The organism is Mesorhizobium sp. RCC_202 (assembly GCF_041355295.1).
GTDB lineage: Bacteria > Pseudomonadota > Alphaproteobacteria > Rhizobiales > Rhizobiaceae > Mesorhizobium.
This window is the reverse complement of record NZ_JBFUPO010000004.1, coordinates 453,244-466,930: the sequence shown is the minus strand read 5'-3', so window position 1 is coordinate 466,930 and position 13,687 is coordinate 453,244. Positions and strand designations below refer to the sequence as shown.

12 protein-coding genes and 1 pseudogene are annotated in these 13,687 nt (G+C 63.0%); 1 reads left to right on the top strand and 12 read right to left on the bottom strand.

Going from position 1 to position 13,687, the window contains the following annotated elements:
• Positions 1-75: 75 nt before the first annotated feature.
• A complete protein-coding gene (locus AB6802_RS12365) occupies positions 76-816 on the bottom strand; it encodes a pyridoxine 5'-phosphate synthase (RefSeq protein WP_371010374.1) in 741 nt (246 codons plus the stop codon).
• Between the two features lie 106 nt (positions 817-922).
• Between AB6802_RS12365 and AB6802_RS12360 the strand changes: the two genes are divergently transcribed.
• A complete protein-coding gene (locus AB6802_RS12360) occupies positions 923-1,348 on the top strand; it encodes an STAS/SEC14 domain-containing protein (protein WP_371010373.1) in 426 nt (141 codons plus the stop codon).
• Here AB6802_RS12360 and AB6802_RS12355 read toward each other — a convergent pair.
• The 11 genes and pseudogenes from AB6802_RS12355 to AB6802_RS12305 all read right to left on the bottom strand — a co-directional run bounded on the left by AB6802_RS12355 (position 1,311) and on the right by AB6802_RS12305 (position 13,650).
• Positions 1,311-2,438, bottom strand: coding sequence for an ATP-dependent RecD-like DNA helicase (locus AB6802_RS12355; RefSeq protein ID WP_371010372.1), 1,128 nt, complete (start codon positions 2,436-2,438; stop codon positions 1,311-1,313). The genes AB6802_RS12360 and AB6802_RS12355 overlap by 38 nt on opposite strands.
• A gap of 166 nt (positions 2,439-2,604) precedes the next feature.
• Positions 2,605-3,519: pseudogene (gene fusA / locus AB6802_RS12350) on the bottom strand (elongation factor G); the annotation flags it as partial.
• Between the two features lie 85 nt (positions 3,520-3,604).
• Positions 3,605-3,943 (bottom strand): nitrile hydratase accessory protein, encoded by a 339-nt coding sequence (locus AB6802_RS12345; RefSeq protein ID WP_371010371.1) that lies wholly within the window; start codon positions 3,941-3,943, stop codon positions 3,605-3,607.
• Positions 3,930-4,589, bottom strand: a complete 660-nt coding sequence (nthB, locus tag AB6802_RS12340; protein WP_371010370.1) for a nitrile hydratase subunit beta — start codon at positions 4,587-4,589, stop codon at positions 3,930-3,932. The genes AB6802_RS12345 and nthB overlap by 14 nt, the downstream gene beginning before the upstream one ends.
• Positions 4,586-5,191 carry a nitrile hydratase subunit alpha gene (nthA, locus tag AB6802_RS12335; RefSeq protein ID WP_371010369.1) on the bottom strand — a complete coding sequence of 202 codons (606 nt, stop codon included), beginning with the start codon at positions 5,189-5,191 and terminating at the stop codon, positions 4,586-4,588. The genes nthB and nthA overlap by 4 nt, the downstream gene beginning before the upstream one ends.
• 61 nt (positions 5,192-5,252) lie before the next feature.
• Positions 5,253-8,414, bottom strand: coding sequence for an efflux RND transporter permease subunit (locus AB6802_RS12330; protein WP_371010368.1), 3,162 nt, complete (start codon positions 8,412-8,414; stop codon positions 5,253-5,255).
• On the bottom strand, positions 8,411-9,700 hold the full coding sequence (locus AB6802_RS12325; RefSeq protein WP_371010367.1) for an efflux RND transporter periplasmic adaptor subunit: 1,290 nt from the start codon (positions 9,698-9,700) through the stop codon (positions 8,411-8,413). Before AB6802_RS12325 ends, AB6802_RS12330 begins: the two co-directional genes overlap by 4 nt.
• A gap of 218 nt (positions 9,701-9,918) precedes the next feature.
• A complete protein-coding gene (locus AB6802_RS12320; RefSeq protein ID WP_371010366.1) occupies positions 9,919-10,389 on the bottom strand; it encodes a nucleoside deaminase in 471 nt (156 codons plus the stop codon).
• A gap of 120 nt (positions 10,390-10,509) precedes the next feature.
• Positions 10,510-11,106 carry a LysE family translocator gene (locus AB6802_RS12315; RefSeq protein WP_371010365.1) on the bottom strand — a complete coding sequence of 199 codons (597 nt, stop codon included), beginning with the start codon at positions 11,104-11,106 and terminating at the stop codon, positions 10,510-10,512.
• A 103-nt stretch (positions 11,107-11,209) separates the two neighbouring features.
• A complete protein-coding gene (gene ilvN / locus AB6802_RS12310; RefSeq protein ID WP_371010364.1) occupies positions 11,210-11,785 on the bottom strand; it encodes an acetolactate synthase small subunit in 576 nt (191 codons plus the stop codon).
• An 83-nt stretch (positions 11,786-11,868) separates the two neighbouring features.
• A complete protein-coding gene (locus tag AB6802_RS12305) occupies positions 11,869-13,650 on the bottom strand; it encodes an acetolactate synthase 3 large subunit (protein WP_371010363.1) in 1,782 nt (593 codons plus the stop codon).
• Positions 13,651-13,687 lie beyond the last annotated feature (37 nt).

The window sequence follows — 13,687 nt, the reverse complement described above, 5'->3', positions numbered from 1 at the left end:
ATTCACGATGGCCAGAGGTCGCCGCAACCTGCGAGAACCAAGATAACCGCCAAAGTTACGCAAGGCTTTCTCGCCCTACCATCCACAGGCCTTCAAGAACCGCCCAACCGTGCCCGCCATGCCATACTCCAGCGCATCGGCTGTCAACCCATGACCGATCGATACTTCGGCCAATGCCGGGATACGTTTGGCGAGCGGCGGCAGATTGCCAACGGTCAAGTCATGCCCGGCATTGACCTGAAGCCCGGCAGCTGCCGCGGCGTCGGCGGTTTTTCCCAATTGTTCCAACTCCTTGGCCGCCTTGGCTGAATCGAAATGAAACCCGCCATAGGGGCCGGTATAGAGCTCGATACGGTCGGTGCCGGTGTCGCGCGCGGCATTCACACCGGCCGGATCGGCGTCCGAAAACAGTGACACGCGAAAGCCGCCTTTCTTCAATCGCTTGACGATCGGTGTGAGGAACGCGGCCTCGGCGACGAAGTTCCAGCCATGGTCGGACGTCGCTTGCGCCGGATCGTCGGGTACCAACGTCACCTGCTCAGGCTGATTCTTCTCGACAAGCGCCAGGAAATCCTCGGTCGGGTAGCCTTCGATGTTGAATTCCGCCTTCGGAAACTCGTCGTCGATCAGCGCCCTTATTTCCGGCAGGTCGGAATTCCTCGTATGCCGCTCATCGGGGCGCGGGTGCACCGTCAGCCCATGCGCGCCGGCGGCAAGCGCGATCCTTCCAAGTCCGATGACGCTCGGCCATGGCAGGTCGCGGCGGTTGCGCAGCATGGCGACGGCGTTGAGATTGACCGAAAGCTTTGCGGGCATGAACGAAGTCCAGTGGGTCGGCGGGCATCTATACCGCCTTTGAAGGGAACAGATAGAGGGTTTCGGGTGTTCCAGAAGATATGGTGGCCAACGCAAGGAATTGCCAGTGAACTTCCTCGAAGCCGTACCGGCGATACGCCGTATCGACACTGACCGCGACGCGCTTTTCGCCATTGATGTTGTCGGCGATGTTTCGCCGGCCGATGCGGAAAACCTGTTCGGCCTGCTGGAGGCCGCCTACGCTCTCCACCCGAGGCTCGACGTGCTGGTGCGGCTGACGGACGAGGAGAGCGTCGATTGGGCCAACATTGCGCAGGACACGCTCACGCAAGGTGTGGCAGACGCATTGGAACATATCGTTCGCTGCGTGGTCATTGGAAGAGCGGACCCGTCTGCCGCAGCCCTCTTCCCCAGGCCATTGCCTTTCGAATTCAAGCACTTCGGCAGCGATGATGAAGAAGCCGCCTGGCAATGGCTTGGCGCAAGGCCGATGCCTAGCGAACGACCGTCAGCCGCTCGGCGGCGCGGGTGATGGCAGTGTAGAGCCAGCGCTGCCGCGTCTCCTTGAAGGCCCAGCTCTCATCGAACAGCACGACATCGTTCCACTGCGAGCCCTGCGCCTTGTGCACGGTCAGCGCATAGCCATAGTCGAAATCGTCGAAACGCTTCTTCTGCTGCCAAGGGATCTCGGCATCCGGATCCTCGAACGCGGCCTTGAGCAGCTTGATCTTGGCGACGCCGCGGTCTGGATCGTCTTCTTCCGGCGAGACTAGAAGGTTGATGCCGGGCTTTACCGTCTCGCGCGACGAGGTCATCACCTTCCACAGTGAGCCGTTGAGCAGGCCTTTGGCCGGATCGTTGCGCAGGCAGACAAGCTTGTCGCCAGCCTGTGGATAATCGGCATTGAACCCTTTGAGCTCGCGCAGACGCTGGTTGTAGCGCCGCCGGGTGCGGTTGGTGCCGACCAGCACCTGGTCGGCCTTCATCACCAGTTCCTGCGTGACGCCTTCCCTGCCGATCACCTGCGCCGAGCCATAATCGCCATGCATGAATTCACGGCCCTCGCGCACGTCGAGCGCCAGCCGGATGATCGGATTGTCGCGCGCCTGGCGGTGGATTTCGGTCAACAGCACGTCCGGCTCGTGCTCGGTGAAGAAGCCGCCCCCGGAGATCGGTGGCAGCTGCGCCGGATCGCCAAGCACCAGGATCGGCGTGCCGAAACTCAACAGATCGCGGCCAAGCTGCTCGTCGACCATCGAGCATTCGTCGATGACGACGAGCTTGGCGCGCGCGATCGGGCTTTGCCGGTTGAGCGAGAAAGTCGGCGTCATCGAGGTCTTGCCGGTCACTTCATCCTCCACCGACTCCTCGCCCTTGGGCCTATAGATCAGCGAATGGATGGTGCGGGCGTTGGTCGCCCCCTTGGAGCGCAGCACCTGCGCCGCCTTGCCGGTGAAGGCGGCGAACTGCACTTGACCGTCGACATGCTCGGCGAAGTAGCGCGCCAGCGTCGTCTTGCCGGTGCCGGCATAGCCGAACAGCCGGAAGATCTGCGGCCGGCCTTCCTTGAGCCAGCGCGCGACCGCTTTCAGAGCTTCATCCTGTTGGGGAGAAAATTCCATCAGTGCGACAGACCGGATTCGCAAGCGAAAGACAAGATTGGCCGCCACGTCGACGGTTGTCGGTGGCGATCGCTGGCGCCTCCGACAAAGTCAGGCTATCAGCCGCGAACTGGAACGTAAAGAGAACAAAGCCACAGAGCCTTGGTTGGTTCTGACGAAGAAAAAGTCAGGCGTAGGCAGCCGCTGCCGGCGGCGGGTCGCGGTCAGCCCTCGGAACGGGCTCGTAGTGGTCGAACTGCATCGTGTAGGCCGCGCGGTCCCGGCTCATCAAGCGCAGGTTATCGACGTACTTGAACATGGTGGCCAGCGGCACCTTCGCCTGGATGACGATGGCCTCGCTGCGGGTTCTCGGACTCTGGACTAGACCGCGGCGGCCGTGCAGGTCGCCGACGATGCCGATGACATACTCTTCCGGCGTCACCACCTCGACCTTCATGATCGGTTCGAGCAATTGTACGCCAAGTTTGGGTGCGGCTTCACGGAAACAGGCGCGGCCGGCGATTTCGAAAGCGGACGCCGAGGAGTCGGTGTCGCGATGGGCCGCGTCCACCAGGGTTGCCTTGATGCCGATCATCGGAAAGCCCGCGAAGGGACCGGAGGACAGGATGCTGCGCAAACCGGCCTGGATCCCCACGACATAGTCCTCGGGGACCGAACCGCCGGCGATCTTCGAGAGAAACACAAACTCCGCATTGCGCCCGTTCGGCTCGAACAGGATTTTGACGTGAGCGAACTGTCCCTGGCCGGCGAAAATCCGCTTATGCGTATAGTCCTGTTCGCGGGCGTGAGTAATCGTTTCGCGGTACGCCACTTGCGGAGCCCAGACCTTCAACGCGACTTCGAATTCATTGCGCAGTCGATAGACGATGACGTCGAGGTCAAGCTCGGTCATCGCGGCGATGATCGTCTGGCCAGCTTCCTCGTCCCATTTCACCTCAAAGTCAGGCCGCTCCTCCGCCAGCGTCGACAAGGCGGCGCCAAGCTTCTGCTCGTCGGCCCTGGACTTCGGCTCGATCACGATTTGCAGCAACGGCCATGGTGCGGCAGGTTTTTCCATAATGACCGCACGGTTGCAGGCGGTTCCGATATTTGCAACCGAATATCGGGCCCAAATCCAGATTGAGATAACGGAAGCCTAAACTTGTCCCACTACTGGCAACCTGCGGTCAGACCCCCGGATCGTTCCCCAGCAGGATCGGCTTGCCATGCGGCGTGGCGTGCGCGGCGCGTTCCCATGCTGCCGCCAGCTCGTCCACCTCGCTTTTGCCGGCGATCCCCTTGGCCGCCAGCAGCTTTTCCAGCGCCGCCAGCCAATGCTCGTAATAATCATGGCCGTCAATTGCTGCGCCCGGCCTCTTGACCTCGGCGGACAGAGCCTCCGCCCATTCGCTCCACGAGAACAAGCCCTTGTCGTGCAACGCCACCGTCATGGCAAAGGCTTCCGCCTGCCATGGTTCCGAAAACACCGGTTCGGCGAATGGCAGAGCGCCCTCATGCCGGCTCAAGATAGCTCTCCCAGGCATCGATCGAGACGGTCAATGTCGGGTCCGCATCCTCGCCCCAGATCTCGGCACCGTCGAAGACCACTGTGTAGACCCATTGCGGATTTTCGCCCTTGCCATGCGCATTGCTGTCGGGAAAGACGAAGCCGTCGCGAACGGCTTCTATGCTGCCGTTCTTGCCGCGCGCATAGCGCGGCAGGCGCGTGTGGCCGGTGGGATTGAAATTCTTCGTCCGCACGTGATCGCCGGCCCGAAAGCGTGCCGGCGTAGCGACTGGGCGATCACACGGCCCGCCCTTGGCGAGCACCGCCGGCACGTCCGCTGCCTTCAGCATTCTTTTCGGCGTCGCTGCCGGGTCGACAGCCTTGCCGGCGGCAAGGTCTTGCTCCGTCACGAAGCCGTGCCGCTTCAACAGCACTTCCAGCGCCTTGATCCAGATCTGATAGTAGCTCGAGAAATAATAGACGGCAGGATGCAGCGATTCCCGCGCGTGCCGGCTTTCGTCGATGTTCCAGGCCCCCATGGACCCGGCGGTCAGCGTGACGCCGAGCGCCCGCCTCTCCCAGTCGGTGTGGAAATAGGGCTCGTCTTTTTCCGGCGCGACCGGTCCGAAACCCATCTGCCCGCCAAGATCCTGCGGCCCGTTCATGCCGGCGCCCTCGCTAATGCCGTGCCGATCATCGCATCCCGGCTCACCAGCTCGGCGAGCTGCTCCTCGCTCCAGCCCTCGGTGCCCTCCGGACGCATCGGCACCACAAGGTAGCGAAGCTCGGCGGTCGAATCCCAGACCCGGATTTTCTTCTCCGCCGGCAGCGTCAGCCCGAATTCTTCCAGCACGCCGCGCGGATCGATCACCGCCCGCGACCGGTATGGCGGCGCCTTGTACCAGACCGGCGGCAGTCCGAGCACCGACCACGGATAGCAGGAACACAGCGTGCAGACGACGAGGTTGTGCGTCTCCTCGGTGTTGAACACCGCCTGCATGTGCTCGCCCTGGCGGCCGGAATAGGAGAGCGCTTCGATCGCCGCCGTCGCATCGCGTTTCAGCCAGTCGGCATAGGCCGGATCGCCCCAGGCCTTGGCCACCACGCGCGCGCCGTTGCGCGGGCCGATCTTGGTCTCGTAGGTGTCGACGATGACGTCGATGGCCGCCGGATCGATCAGGCCCTTTTGCGTGAGTATCGTTTCCAGCGCGCGCACACGCGCCGCAAACGGATCGAGCTCGTTGTCGTGGTCATGATCATGGGACATGACGCGAAATTAGGATCACCCGCTTCGCGCGGCAAGCACCGGGATTTGGGCCAGCTGCCGATTATTCGGCCGCTGTCTTTTGCGGTTCGATCCGGCCTTCGTCATTATCGAACAGGGAGCGCTGAATCTCCCCCTCCACAGCCTGCAAATTCGGCTGGCTCTTCTTCGAGAACAAGCCGACCAGCCAGCCCGAGAAATTCTCCATGTAGACGTAGATCACCGGTGTCACGAACAGGGTCAACGCCTGCGAGGCGAGCAGGCCGCCGACGACGGCGACGCCCAGCGGCTGGCGCAACTCGGCGCTGGCGCCAGTGCCGAGCGCGATCGGGAACGTACCCATCAGTGCTGCCAGCGTCGTCATCATGATCGGCCTGAAGCGCATCAGGCAGGCCTTGTGAATGGAGTCCTTGGCGGACATGCCTTCTCGTCGGAGCTCAAGCGCGACGTCGACCATCATGATGCCGTTCTTCTTGACGATGCCGATCAGCATCAGGATGCCGATCACCGCGATGACCGACAGGTCCATGCCGGCGAAGCGCAAGGCGACGACGGCGCCCAGCACCGCCGACGGCAGGCCGGTGAGGATGGTCAGCGGATGGATGAAGCTCTCATACAGAATGCCGAGCACGATGTAGATGGTCAGGATCGCGCCGCCGACCAGCAGACCCTGGTTGGCGAGAGAGTCCTGGAAGGTCTTGGCGGTGCCGGCAAAGGTGGTCGAGATCGCCGTCGGCATGCCGATCTGCTCTTTGAGCGCATTGATACGGGTCACGCTGTCACCCAGCGCCACGCCCTGCGGCAGATTGTAGGAGATGGTCACGGCCGGAAGCTGGCCGAGCTGGTTGACGGTCAAGGCGCCGGCCGTGCGGTCGACCCGGGCGAAGGCGCCAAGCGGCACCAGGGAGCCACTCGCCGTCCGCATCTGGATGGCAAGCATGCGCTCGGGCGACCATTCGATCTTGGGGTCGAGTTCGGTGATGACTTCGTAGCTGTCGGCCGAACCGAAGATTGTCGAAACCTGGTCGGTGCCGAACCCACCGTAGAGCGCGGAGCGCAGTGTGTCGGTGTCGATGCCGAGCTGGGCGGCCTTGTCGCGGTCCACCACCAGCGACGCCTGCAGCGCATTGTTCTGCAGGTCGCTGGTGACATCGGTGAAGGTCGTATGGTCGGCCGCCATCGCGTCGTTCAGCTTCTGCGCCCACTGATCGGTCAGGCCGGTATCGAGGCCCTGAACCACAAGCTGGTAGGCGCTGGCCGACGAGCGTGAGCCGAGCCTCAGATTCTGCACCGGCTGCATGTAGGTCTCGATGCCTGCAACGCCCGACAATTGCTTGCGCAGATCCGAAAGCACCTTTTCGATATCCGGCCGCTGGTCCTTGCCCTTGAGCTGGACGAAGAGCTGTCCCTGGTTGAGCGCATTGTTGCCGCTGCCCGCCGACCACGCCACATGGTCGACATAGGGTGAGTGCGAGAACACGTTGGCCACCTGCCCTTGCAGCTTGGACATGGCGTCGAACGAGATATCCTGCCGCGCGATGGTCGTCACCGATATCTGGCCGATATCCTCCTGCGGGAAGAAGCCCTTCGGCGAGATCTCGATCAGCCACACCGATGCCGCCGCGGTGCCTATGAACACCAGGAACACCAGGAAGGTGTGGCGCAGGCAGAAGCTCAAGACCCGGTCGTAGCCGCGTGTGACGAGGTCCTGCTTGTGGCCGGGAGCATGCTTGTCGCGATCGGCCTTGGTGACCGACAGGAGCCGCGAGCACAGCATCGGCGTCAAGGTCAGCGACACGAACATCGATGCCAGGATGGCGACCGTCACCACCACGGCGAACTCGTTGAAGATACGCCCGATCACGCCGCCCATCAGCAGCACCGGGATGAACACCGCCACCAGCGAGATCGAGATCGAGATGATGGTAAAGCCGATTTCGCGCGCGCCTTTGAGCGACGCGTCGAAAGCCGACAGTCCGTCTTCTTCCATGTGGCGAAAGATGTTTTCCAGCATGACGATGGCGTCGTCGACGACTAGGCCGACGGCCAGCGTCAGGCCCATCAGCGAGATGTTGTCGATCGAGAAGCCGAACAGAAACATCGCCCCGAGTGTCGCGATCAGCGAGATCGGCACCGCCACGGCCGGGATGATCGTCGCCGTAACCCGGCGCAGGAACACGAAGATCACCATCACCACGAGAGCAATGGTCAACAGCAGCGTGAACTGCACGTCGTCGACGGCCTGGCGGATCGAGGTCGAGCGGTCGTTGAGCAGCTTGATCTGGGCAGCGGCCGGCATCTGGTCCTGGAAGGACGGCAGCATCGCCTTGACCTTGTCGACGACGTCGACCGTGTTGGCGTCGGGCTGGCGCTGCACGGCCATGATGATGGCGCGGGTGCCGTCATACCAGCTCGCCGTCGTCGTCGTCTGCACGGAATCGACGACGCGCGTGACCTCGCCCAGCCGCACCGGGTGGCCGTTCTTGGTGGCAATGATGAGGTTGGAGAAGCCGGCCGCGTCGGTCAGCTGGGTGTTGGCGGTGATGGTCAGCTGCTGCTTGTTGTTCTGTAAGACGCCGAGCGGCGTGTTGCTGTTGGCGGACGCGACGGCCGCCTGCAACTGGTCGATCGAGATGCCGCGCGCGGCAAGCGCTGTCGGATCGATCTGGATGCGCACGGCGTATTTCTGCTGGCCGAAGATCGAGACCTGCGCCACGCCGTCAATGGTCGACAGCGACGGCGAGATGACGTTTTCGGCGAAGGCGTCGAGGTCCGTCAACGGAACCGTGTCGCTGACCAGTGACATCAAAAGGATCGGCGCGTCGGCCGGATTGACTTTTCGGTAGCTCGGCGGCGCCGTCATCTGCGGCGGCAATGACTTCTGGGTGCGCGCGATCGCTGCCTGCACGTCGGCGGCGGCGGCGTCGATGTCGCGGTTGAGCACGAACTGAATGGCGATCGACGTCTGGCCGAGCGAGTTGCTGGTCGAGATGGAATCGATGCCGGCGATCGTCGCGAACTGCTTGATCAGCGGCGTCGCCACCGAGGTCGCCATCGTCTCCGGCGAGGCGCCCGGCAGAGAGGCCGAGACGTTGACGACCGGAAACTCGGCGCTCGGCAGTGCTGCCACCGGCAGGAATTTGTAGGCGAACAGCCCACCCAGAACGAGGGCGAACGACATCAAAAGGGTGGCGACGGGCCTGCGGATGCAGAATTCGGAGATCATTGGGCCGCCCCGCCGCCGGCGCTGCTCGCCTCAGCCACCTTTGGCGCCGCTGCACTCGCCGTGGCCTTCCCTTCATGAACGGCGGCACCGTCCTTCAGCCGCGTCTGGCCTTCGGTGACGACCTTCTCACCGCTCTTCAGACCCTGGCTGATGGCGCTGTTTTCGCCCTCGGTCAGCGCCACCTGCACCGGCCGCATCTCGACCGTGTTGTCGGACTTAACCACATAGACGAACGGGCCCTTCTGACTGGGCTGCACGGCGACCGTCGGAACGGACGTCATCTGCGGCATGATGCCGGCGTCAAGAATGACGTTCACATATTGTCCAGGCCACAACGACAGATCGGCATTGGGAATGCTCGCCCGCGTGGCGATCGTGCCCGACGCGGTGTCGACACTGGAATCGACGAAGTCGAGCGTGCCCTTGCCGATCGGCGTCGGGGCGCCGTCCTTGGTCAGCGTCACCGCGCCTTGCTGCGGATTGGCCAGCGCCTCGTGCAGCAGCGCCAGGTTGCTTTCCGGCAGGTTGAAGTTGACCTGCAGCGGGTCCATCTGGGTGATCGTCACCAGCGGCGTCGCTGTGCTCGAGTTGCCGTTGCTGAGCGTGACGAGGTCGCCGACCGAGACGTTGACGGCGCCCAGCCTGCCGGCAATCGGCGCCGCGATGGTGGCAAAGCCGAGCTGCACATTGTCGGCGTCGATCGTCGCCTTGTCGGCATCGACCGTCGCGGCCGCCGCCTTCTGCGCCGCCACCGCCTGGTCGTAGGTCTGCTGGGTGCCGGCCTGCTTGGCGACAAGGTCCTTGGCGCGCTGGAGATCGGAATTCGAGCTTGCGAGCAAGGCCTGGTCCTTGGCCAAAGTCGCCTGGTCCTTGGCCAGTTGCGCCTTCAGCGCGCGGTCATCGAGCCGGAGCAGCACATCGCCCGCCTTGACCATCTGGCCATCCTTGACGTCGATTGACACGATCTGGCTGGAGACGCGGGCATTGATCGAGACCACCGCCGGCGAGGAGACGAAGCCGATGGCATAGCGGCGGATCGGGAAATCGGCGGTCGTGGCGGTCGCGGAGACGATCGATGCCGAACGCGCGCCACCCCCTTTTGCAGTCTCGCCTTTTGAATTGTCCGGGGCCTTGGCCGTCTTGTCGCCGCTGGTCGTTCTGTCCGCGTCAGCCTGCGTGCCGGAAATCAGTTGCTGGACCTTGGCTAGCGTCGTGGGCGAAAAGTAGAGCCCGGCGCCCGCCAGACAGGCGACAGCAACGACTGCAAAAGCGATTTTTCCGCGCATCGACACCATGCCCTTTACCAGACACGCCGAACCCGGTGGTCTTATTCTAGCTCGGTTCACGGCGCCTTGCCGCGATTTTCGCCGAATAGATAGGACAAGGCTTTGGCGGAAAAGGGCCAAAACGCGGCATTACGAAGATTTAATGTGCACTGCACAATGGGTGAGCAGCCTGCAATGGCCGCCGGCCGAGGCCCTTCATAGTCCCCAAAAGCTGAGGTCTAAGCCTTGCCCAGATGCTTCGGCCAGAATTCCTGATGCACCTCGGCGGCTTCGTCTTCGAGGTTCGGGCCAACCACAGTGACGATGCGCGCGCCGGTTTGCAGCACCGCCCGGCTCGGCACGTTCAACCCGATCCCAGCGATCTCGCCAAGCCGCGCTTCAGAGCACGCAAACACCATACGCCCGACGCCCGACCAGTAGATCGCCCCGGAGCACATCGCGCACGGCTCCGTGCTGGTGTAGAGCGTGCAGTCCGCGAGAAAAGCAGTGTCGTATTGTTGCGCGGCCAGTTTGACCAGGTTCATCTCGGCGTGGTTCGTCATATCGTGGCCGGTGAAGACGCTGTTTTCGGCGCGCAGGATGACGTCGCCGTCCTTCACCAGCACCGCGCCAAACGGTTCGTCGCCGCGTTCCACCGCGGATTTCGAGAGTGCAATCGCCTCGCGTAAAAACGGCTCGTGGCTTTCCATCGGACTCTCCCCAAAGAGGCTAGGCGCTATGATTGTGTCTTGAAGCGGAACGATTTCCAAGGGCTGCAAATCAGATTCAAGTCACCGATCGGCATCTGCTCCAATCAATGAGCCCCGCCCCTATTTCAGCATCGGCCACAGCGTCGCTGCGAGCAATACGCCCATGGCGATGTTGAACCATTTCAGCCGCGTCGGATCCGACAGGAAGCCGCGCAACGCCGTGCCAAATCCGGCCCAGATGGACACGCTGGGCAGGTTGACGATCGCGAAGGCTGCGGAGATCAGCGCCACCGAGATGAACGGGTGATCGGGATTGGTGTAGACGGCCATGGCGGTGATCGCCATCACCCAGGCCTTGGGATTGACCCATTGGAAAGCCGCCGCATCGATGAAACGCATCGGCTTGGCCTCGGTCTCGCCCTTGCCGCTCAGCGAACGCGACATGGCGATCTTCCAGGCGAGATAGAGCAGATAGGCGGCACCCGCGATCTTGAGAGCCGTGTGCAGCGCCGGAAACGCCGTCAGCACCGCGCCGAGGCCGAAGCCGACTGCCAACAGCAGCACGAAAAAGCCGATGCTGATGCCCAGCATGTGCGGGATCGTCCTGGCAATGCCGAAATTGACGCCCGACGCCAAAAGCATGAAATTGTTCGGCCCTGGCGTGATCGAAGTCACCAGGGCATAGAGCAACAGAGCGAGAAAAGCGTCGAGCGACATGACATCCTCAAAGATATGTCAGCCTTATTGACCTTTTGGCTAACCCGCAAAAGCCAGCGGCAAAGAATGGACGGGCCAAAGACATGCCCGCCGGCCGGCACGCTTACATCGCCTGCGGGCCGCGGTTCATCGCCGCCACGCCGGTGCGGCAGATCTCGACCAGGCCGAGCGGCTTCATGATGGCGATGAACTGGTCGAGCTTGGAGCCCTTGCCGGTGATCTCGAAGATGAAATGCTCGGTGTTGGCGTCGATGACCGAAGCGCGGAAGGCGTCCGCCAGGCGGAGCGCTTCGACGCGGGCGTCGCCGGTGCCGGCGACCTTGACCAGCGCCAGTTCCCGTTCCAGCGGCCGCTCCTGCCCCATCTCGTGCGAACGCACGGTCAGATCGACGACGCGGTGCACCGGCACGATGCGTTCGAGCTGGTGCTTGATCTGCTCCATCACATGCGGCGTGCCGCGCGTCACGATGGTGATGCGCGACAGATGCTTCTCGTGTTCGGTCTCGGAGACGGTCAGGCTCTCGATGTTGTAGCCGCGCCCGGAAAACAGGCCGATGACGCGGGCAAGCACGCCCGGCTCGTTGTCGACCAGCACGGAAAGCGTGTGCGTTTCCGGCTTCTCGGTTTCCTTGGCGATGAAATAGGCGGAGCCGGTCGGTTGAAGGTGCTGTGCGTTCATTGAGGTGAATCTCGATTTCAGACTTTTGAGCTAATTCTCTGTTTACGCACGGCTTCTCGCGACAGCCCTGCCTTGGCGGCTGCCTACACCAGTTCCCTGCCCTTGGCGTCGATGGCGTTGGCCACCGCTTCGTCGGTCGCCTCGTCCGGCAGGAGCATCTCGTTATGCGCCTTGCCCGACGGGATCATCGGGAAGCAGTTGGCCAAAGTCGCCACGCGGCAGTCGAACAGCACCGGCTTCTTGACCGAGATCATTTCGTTGATCGCGTCATCGAGCTCGTCGGGCTTGTCGCAACGGATGCCGTGGCCGCCATAGGCCTCGGCGAGCTTGACGAAGTCCGGCATCGCTTCGGTGTAGGAATGCGACAGCCGGTTGCCGTGCAAGAGCTGCTGCCACTGCCGCACCATGCCCATATACTGGTTGTTGAGGATGAAGATCTTGATCGGCGCCCTGTACTGCACCGCCGAGCTCATCTCCTGCATCGTCATCTGCACCGAAGCGTCGCCGGCGATGTCGATGACCAGCGCATCGGGATGGGCGATCTGCACACCGAGCGCCGCCGGCAGGCCGTAGCCCATCGTGCCGAGGCCGCCCGACGTCATCCAGCGGTTCGGCTTGTCGAAATGATAGTGCTGCGCCGCCCACATCTGGTGCTGGCCGACCTCGGTGGTGATGTAGGTGTCCCTGTCCTTGGTCAATTCGTAGAGCCGCTGGATGGCGTATTGCGGCATGATCACATCGCTGTTCATCTTGTAGGCGAGCGAATCCCGCGCGCGCCATTTCGCGATCTGCTCCCACCACGGGTAAAGCGCCTTCTTGTCGGCCTTGACGGTCGCCCGCCACAGCCGCACCAGATCTTCCAGCACGCGGCCGACATCGCCGATGATCGGCACCTCGGTGTGGACGTTCTTGTTGATCGAGGACGGATCGATATCGATGTGGATCTTCTTGGAGTTCGGCGAGAAGGCGTTGAGCCGGCCGGTGATGCGGTCGTCGAAGCGCGCGCCGATGCAGATCATGACGTCGCAATCATGCATGGCCATGTTGGCCTCGTAGGTGCCGTGCATGCCCAGCATGCCCATCCAGTTCTTGCCGGAGGCCGGATAGGCGCCGAGCCCCATCAGCGTCGAGGTGATCGGGAAACCGGTGAGATCGACCAGCTCGCGCAGCAAATGGCTCGCCTCCGGACCGGAATTGATGACGCCGCCGCCACTGTAGATGATCGGCTTCTTGGCGGTGGCCATCAGCTCGACGGCGGCTTTCACCTTCTCCAGGTCGCCCTGGATTTTCGGCTGATAGCTGGTGCGCGGCGCCGTCTGCGGCGGCACGTAGATGCCTTTGGCGAACTGCACGTCCTTCGGGATGTCGACCACGACCGGGCCGGGACGCCCGGTGGTCGCGACATGGAAGGCCTCGTGGATGGTGGCGGCCAGGTCGTTGACGTCCTTCACCAGCCAATTGTGCTTGGTGCAGGGGCGCGTGATGCCGACCGTATCGCATTCCTGGAAGGCATCGGAGCCGATCAGCGAGGTCGGCACCTGGCCGGTGAGGCAGACCAGCGGAATGGAATCCATCAGCGCATCCTGCAGCGGCGTCACCGCATTGGTGGCGCCGGGGCCGGAAGTCACCAGCATGACGCCGGCCTTGCCGGTCGAGCGCGCATAGCCTTCGGCCGCATGGCCGGCGCCCTGCTCGTGCCGGACCAGAATGTGCTCGACGTCGTCCTGCTGGAAAATCTCGTCGTAAATCGGAAGCACCGCGCCGCCCGGATAGCCGAAGACATGCTTGACGCCGTTGTCCTTCAGCGCCTGCACCACCATCTCTGCGCCCGTCATCTCGCGCCGCTCGTTTTGTCCATTGCTCATCGGTCTGGTCCCGTACTGTCCGCCGTCTGGCGATTGC

Bases quoted from the DNA above. Each gene is read 5' to 3' on its own strand.
- AB6802_RS12305 (WP_371010363.1), bottom strand. From the start codon at position 13,650: ATGAGCAATGGACAAAACGAGCGGCGCGAGATGACGGGCGCAGAGATG.
- AB6802_RS12330 (WP_371010368.1), bottom strand. From the start codon at position 8,414: ATGATCTCCGAATTCTGCATCCGCAGGCCCGTCGCCACCCTTTTGATG.
- nthA (WP_371010369.1), bottom strand. From the start codon at position 5,191: ATGTCCCATGATCATGACCACGACAACGAGCTCGATCCGTTTGCGGCG.
- AB6802_RS12365 (WP_371010374.1), bottom strand. From the start codon at position 816: ATGCCCGCAAAGCTTTCGGTCAATCTCAACGCCGTCGCCATGCTGCGC.
- nthB (WP_371010370.1), bottom strand. From the start codon at position 4,589: ATGAACGGGCCGCAGGATCTTGGCGGGCAGATGGGTTTCGGACCGGTC.
- AB6802_RS12325 (WP_371010367.1), bottom strand. From the start codon at position 9,700: ATGCGCGGAAAAATCGCTTTTGCAGTCGTTGCTGTCGCCTGTCTGGCG.
- ilvN (WP_371010364.1), bottom strand. From the start codon at position 11,785: ATGAACGCACAGCACCTTCAACCGACCGGCTCCGCCTATTTCATCGCC.
- AB6802_RS12355 (WP_371010372.1), bottom strand. From the start codon at position 2,438: ATGGAATTTTCTCCCCAACAGGATGAAGCTCTGAAAGCGGTCGCGCGC.
- AB6802_RS12320 (WP_371010366.1), bottom strand. From the start codon at position 10,389: ATGGAAAGCCACGAGCCGTTTTTACGCGAGGCGATTGCACTCTCGAAA.
- AB6802_RS12315 (WP_371010365.1), bottom strand. From the start codon at position 11,106: ATGTCGCTCGACGCTTTTCTCGCTCTGTTGCTCTATGCCCTGGTGACT.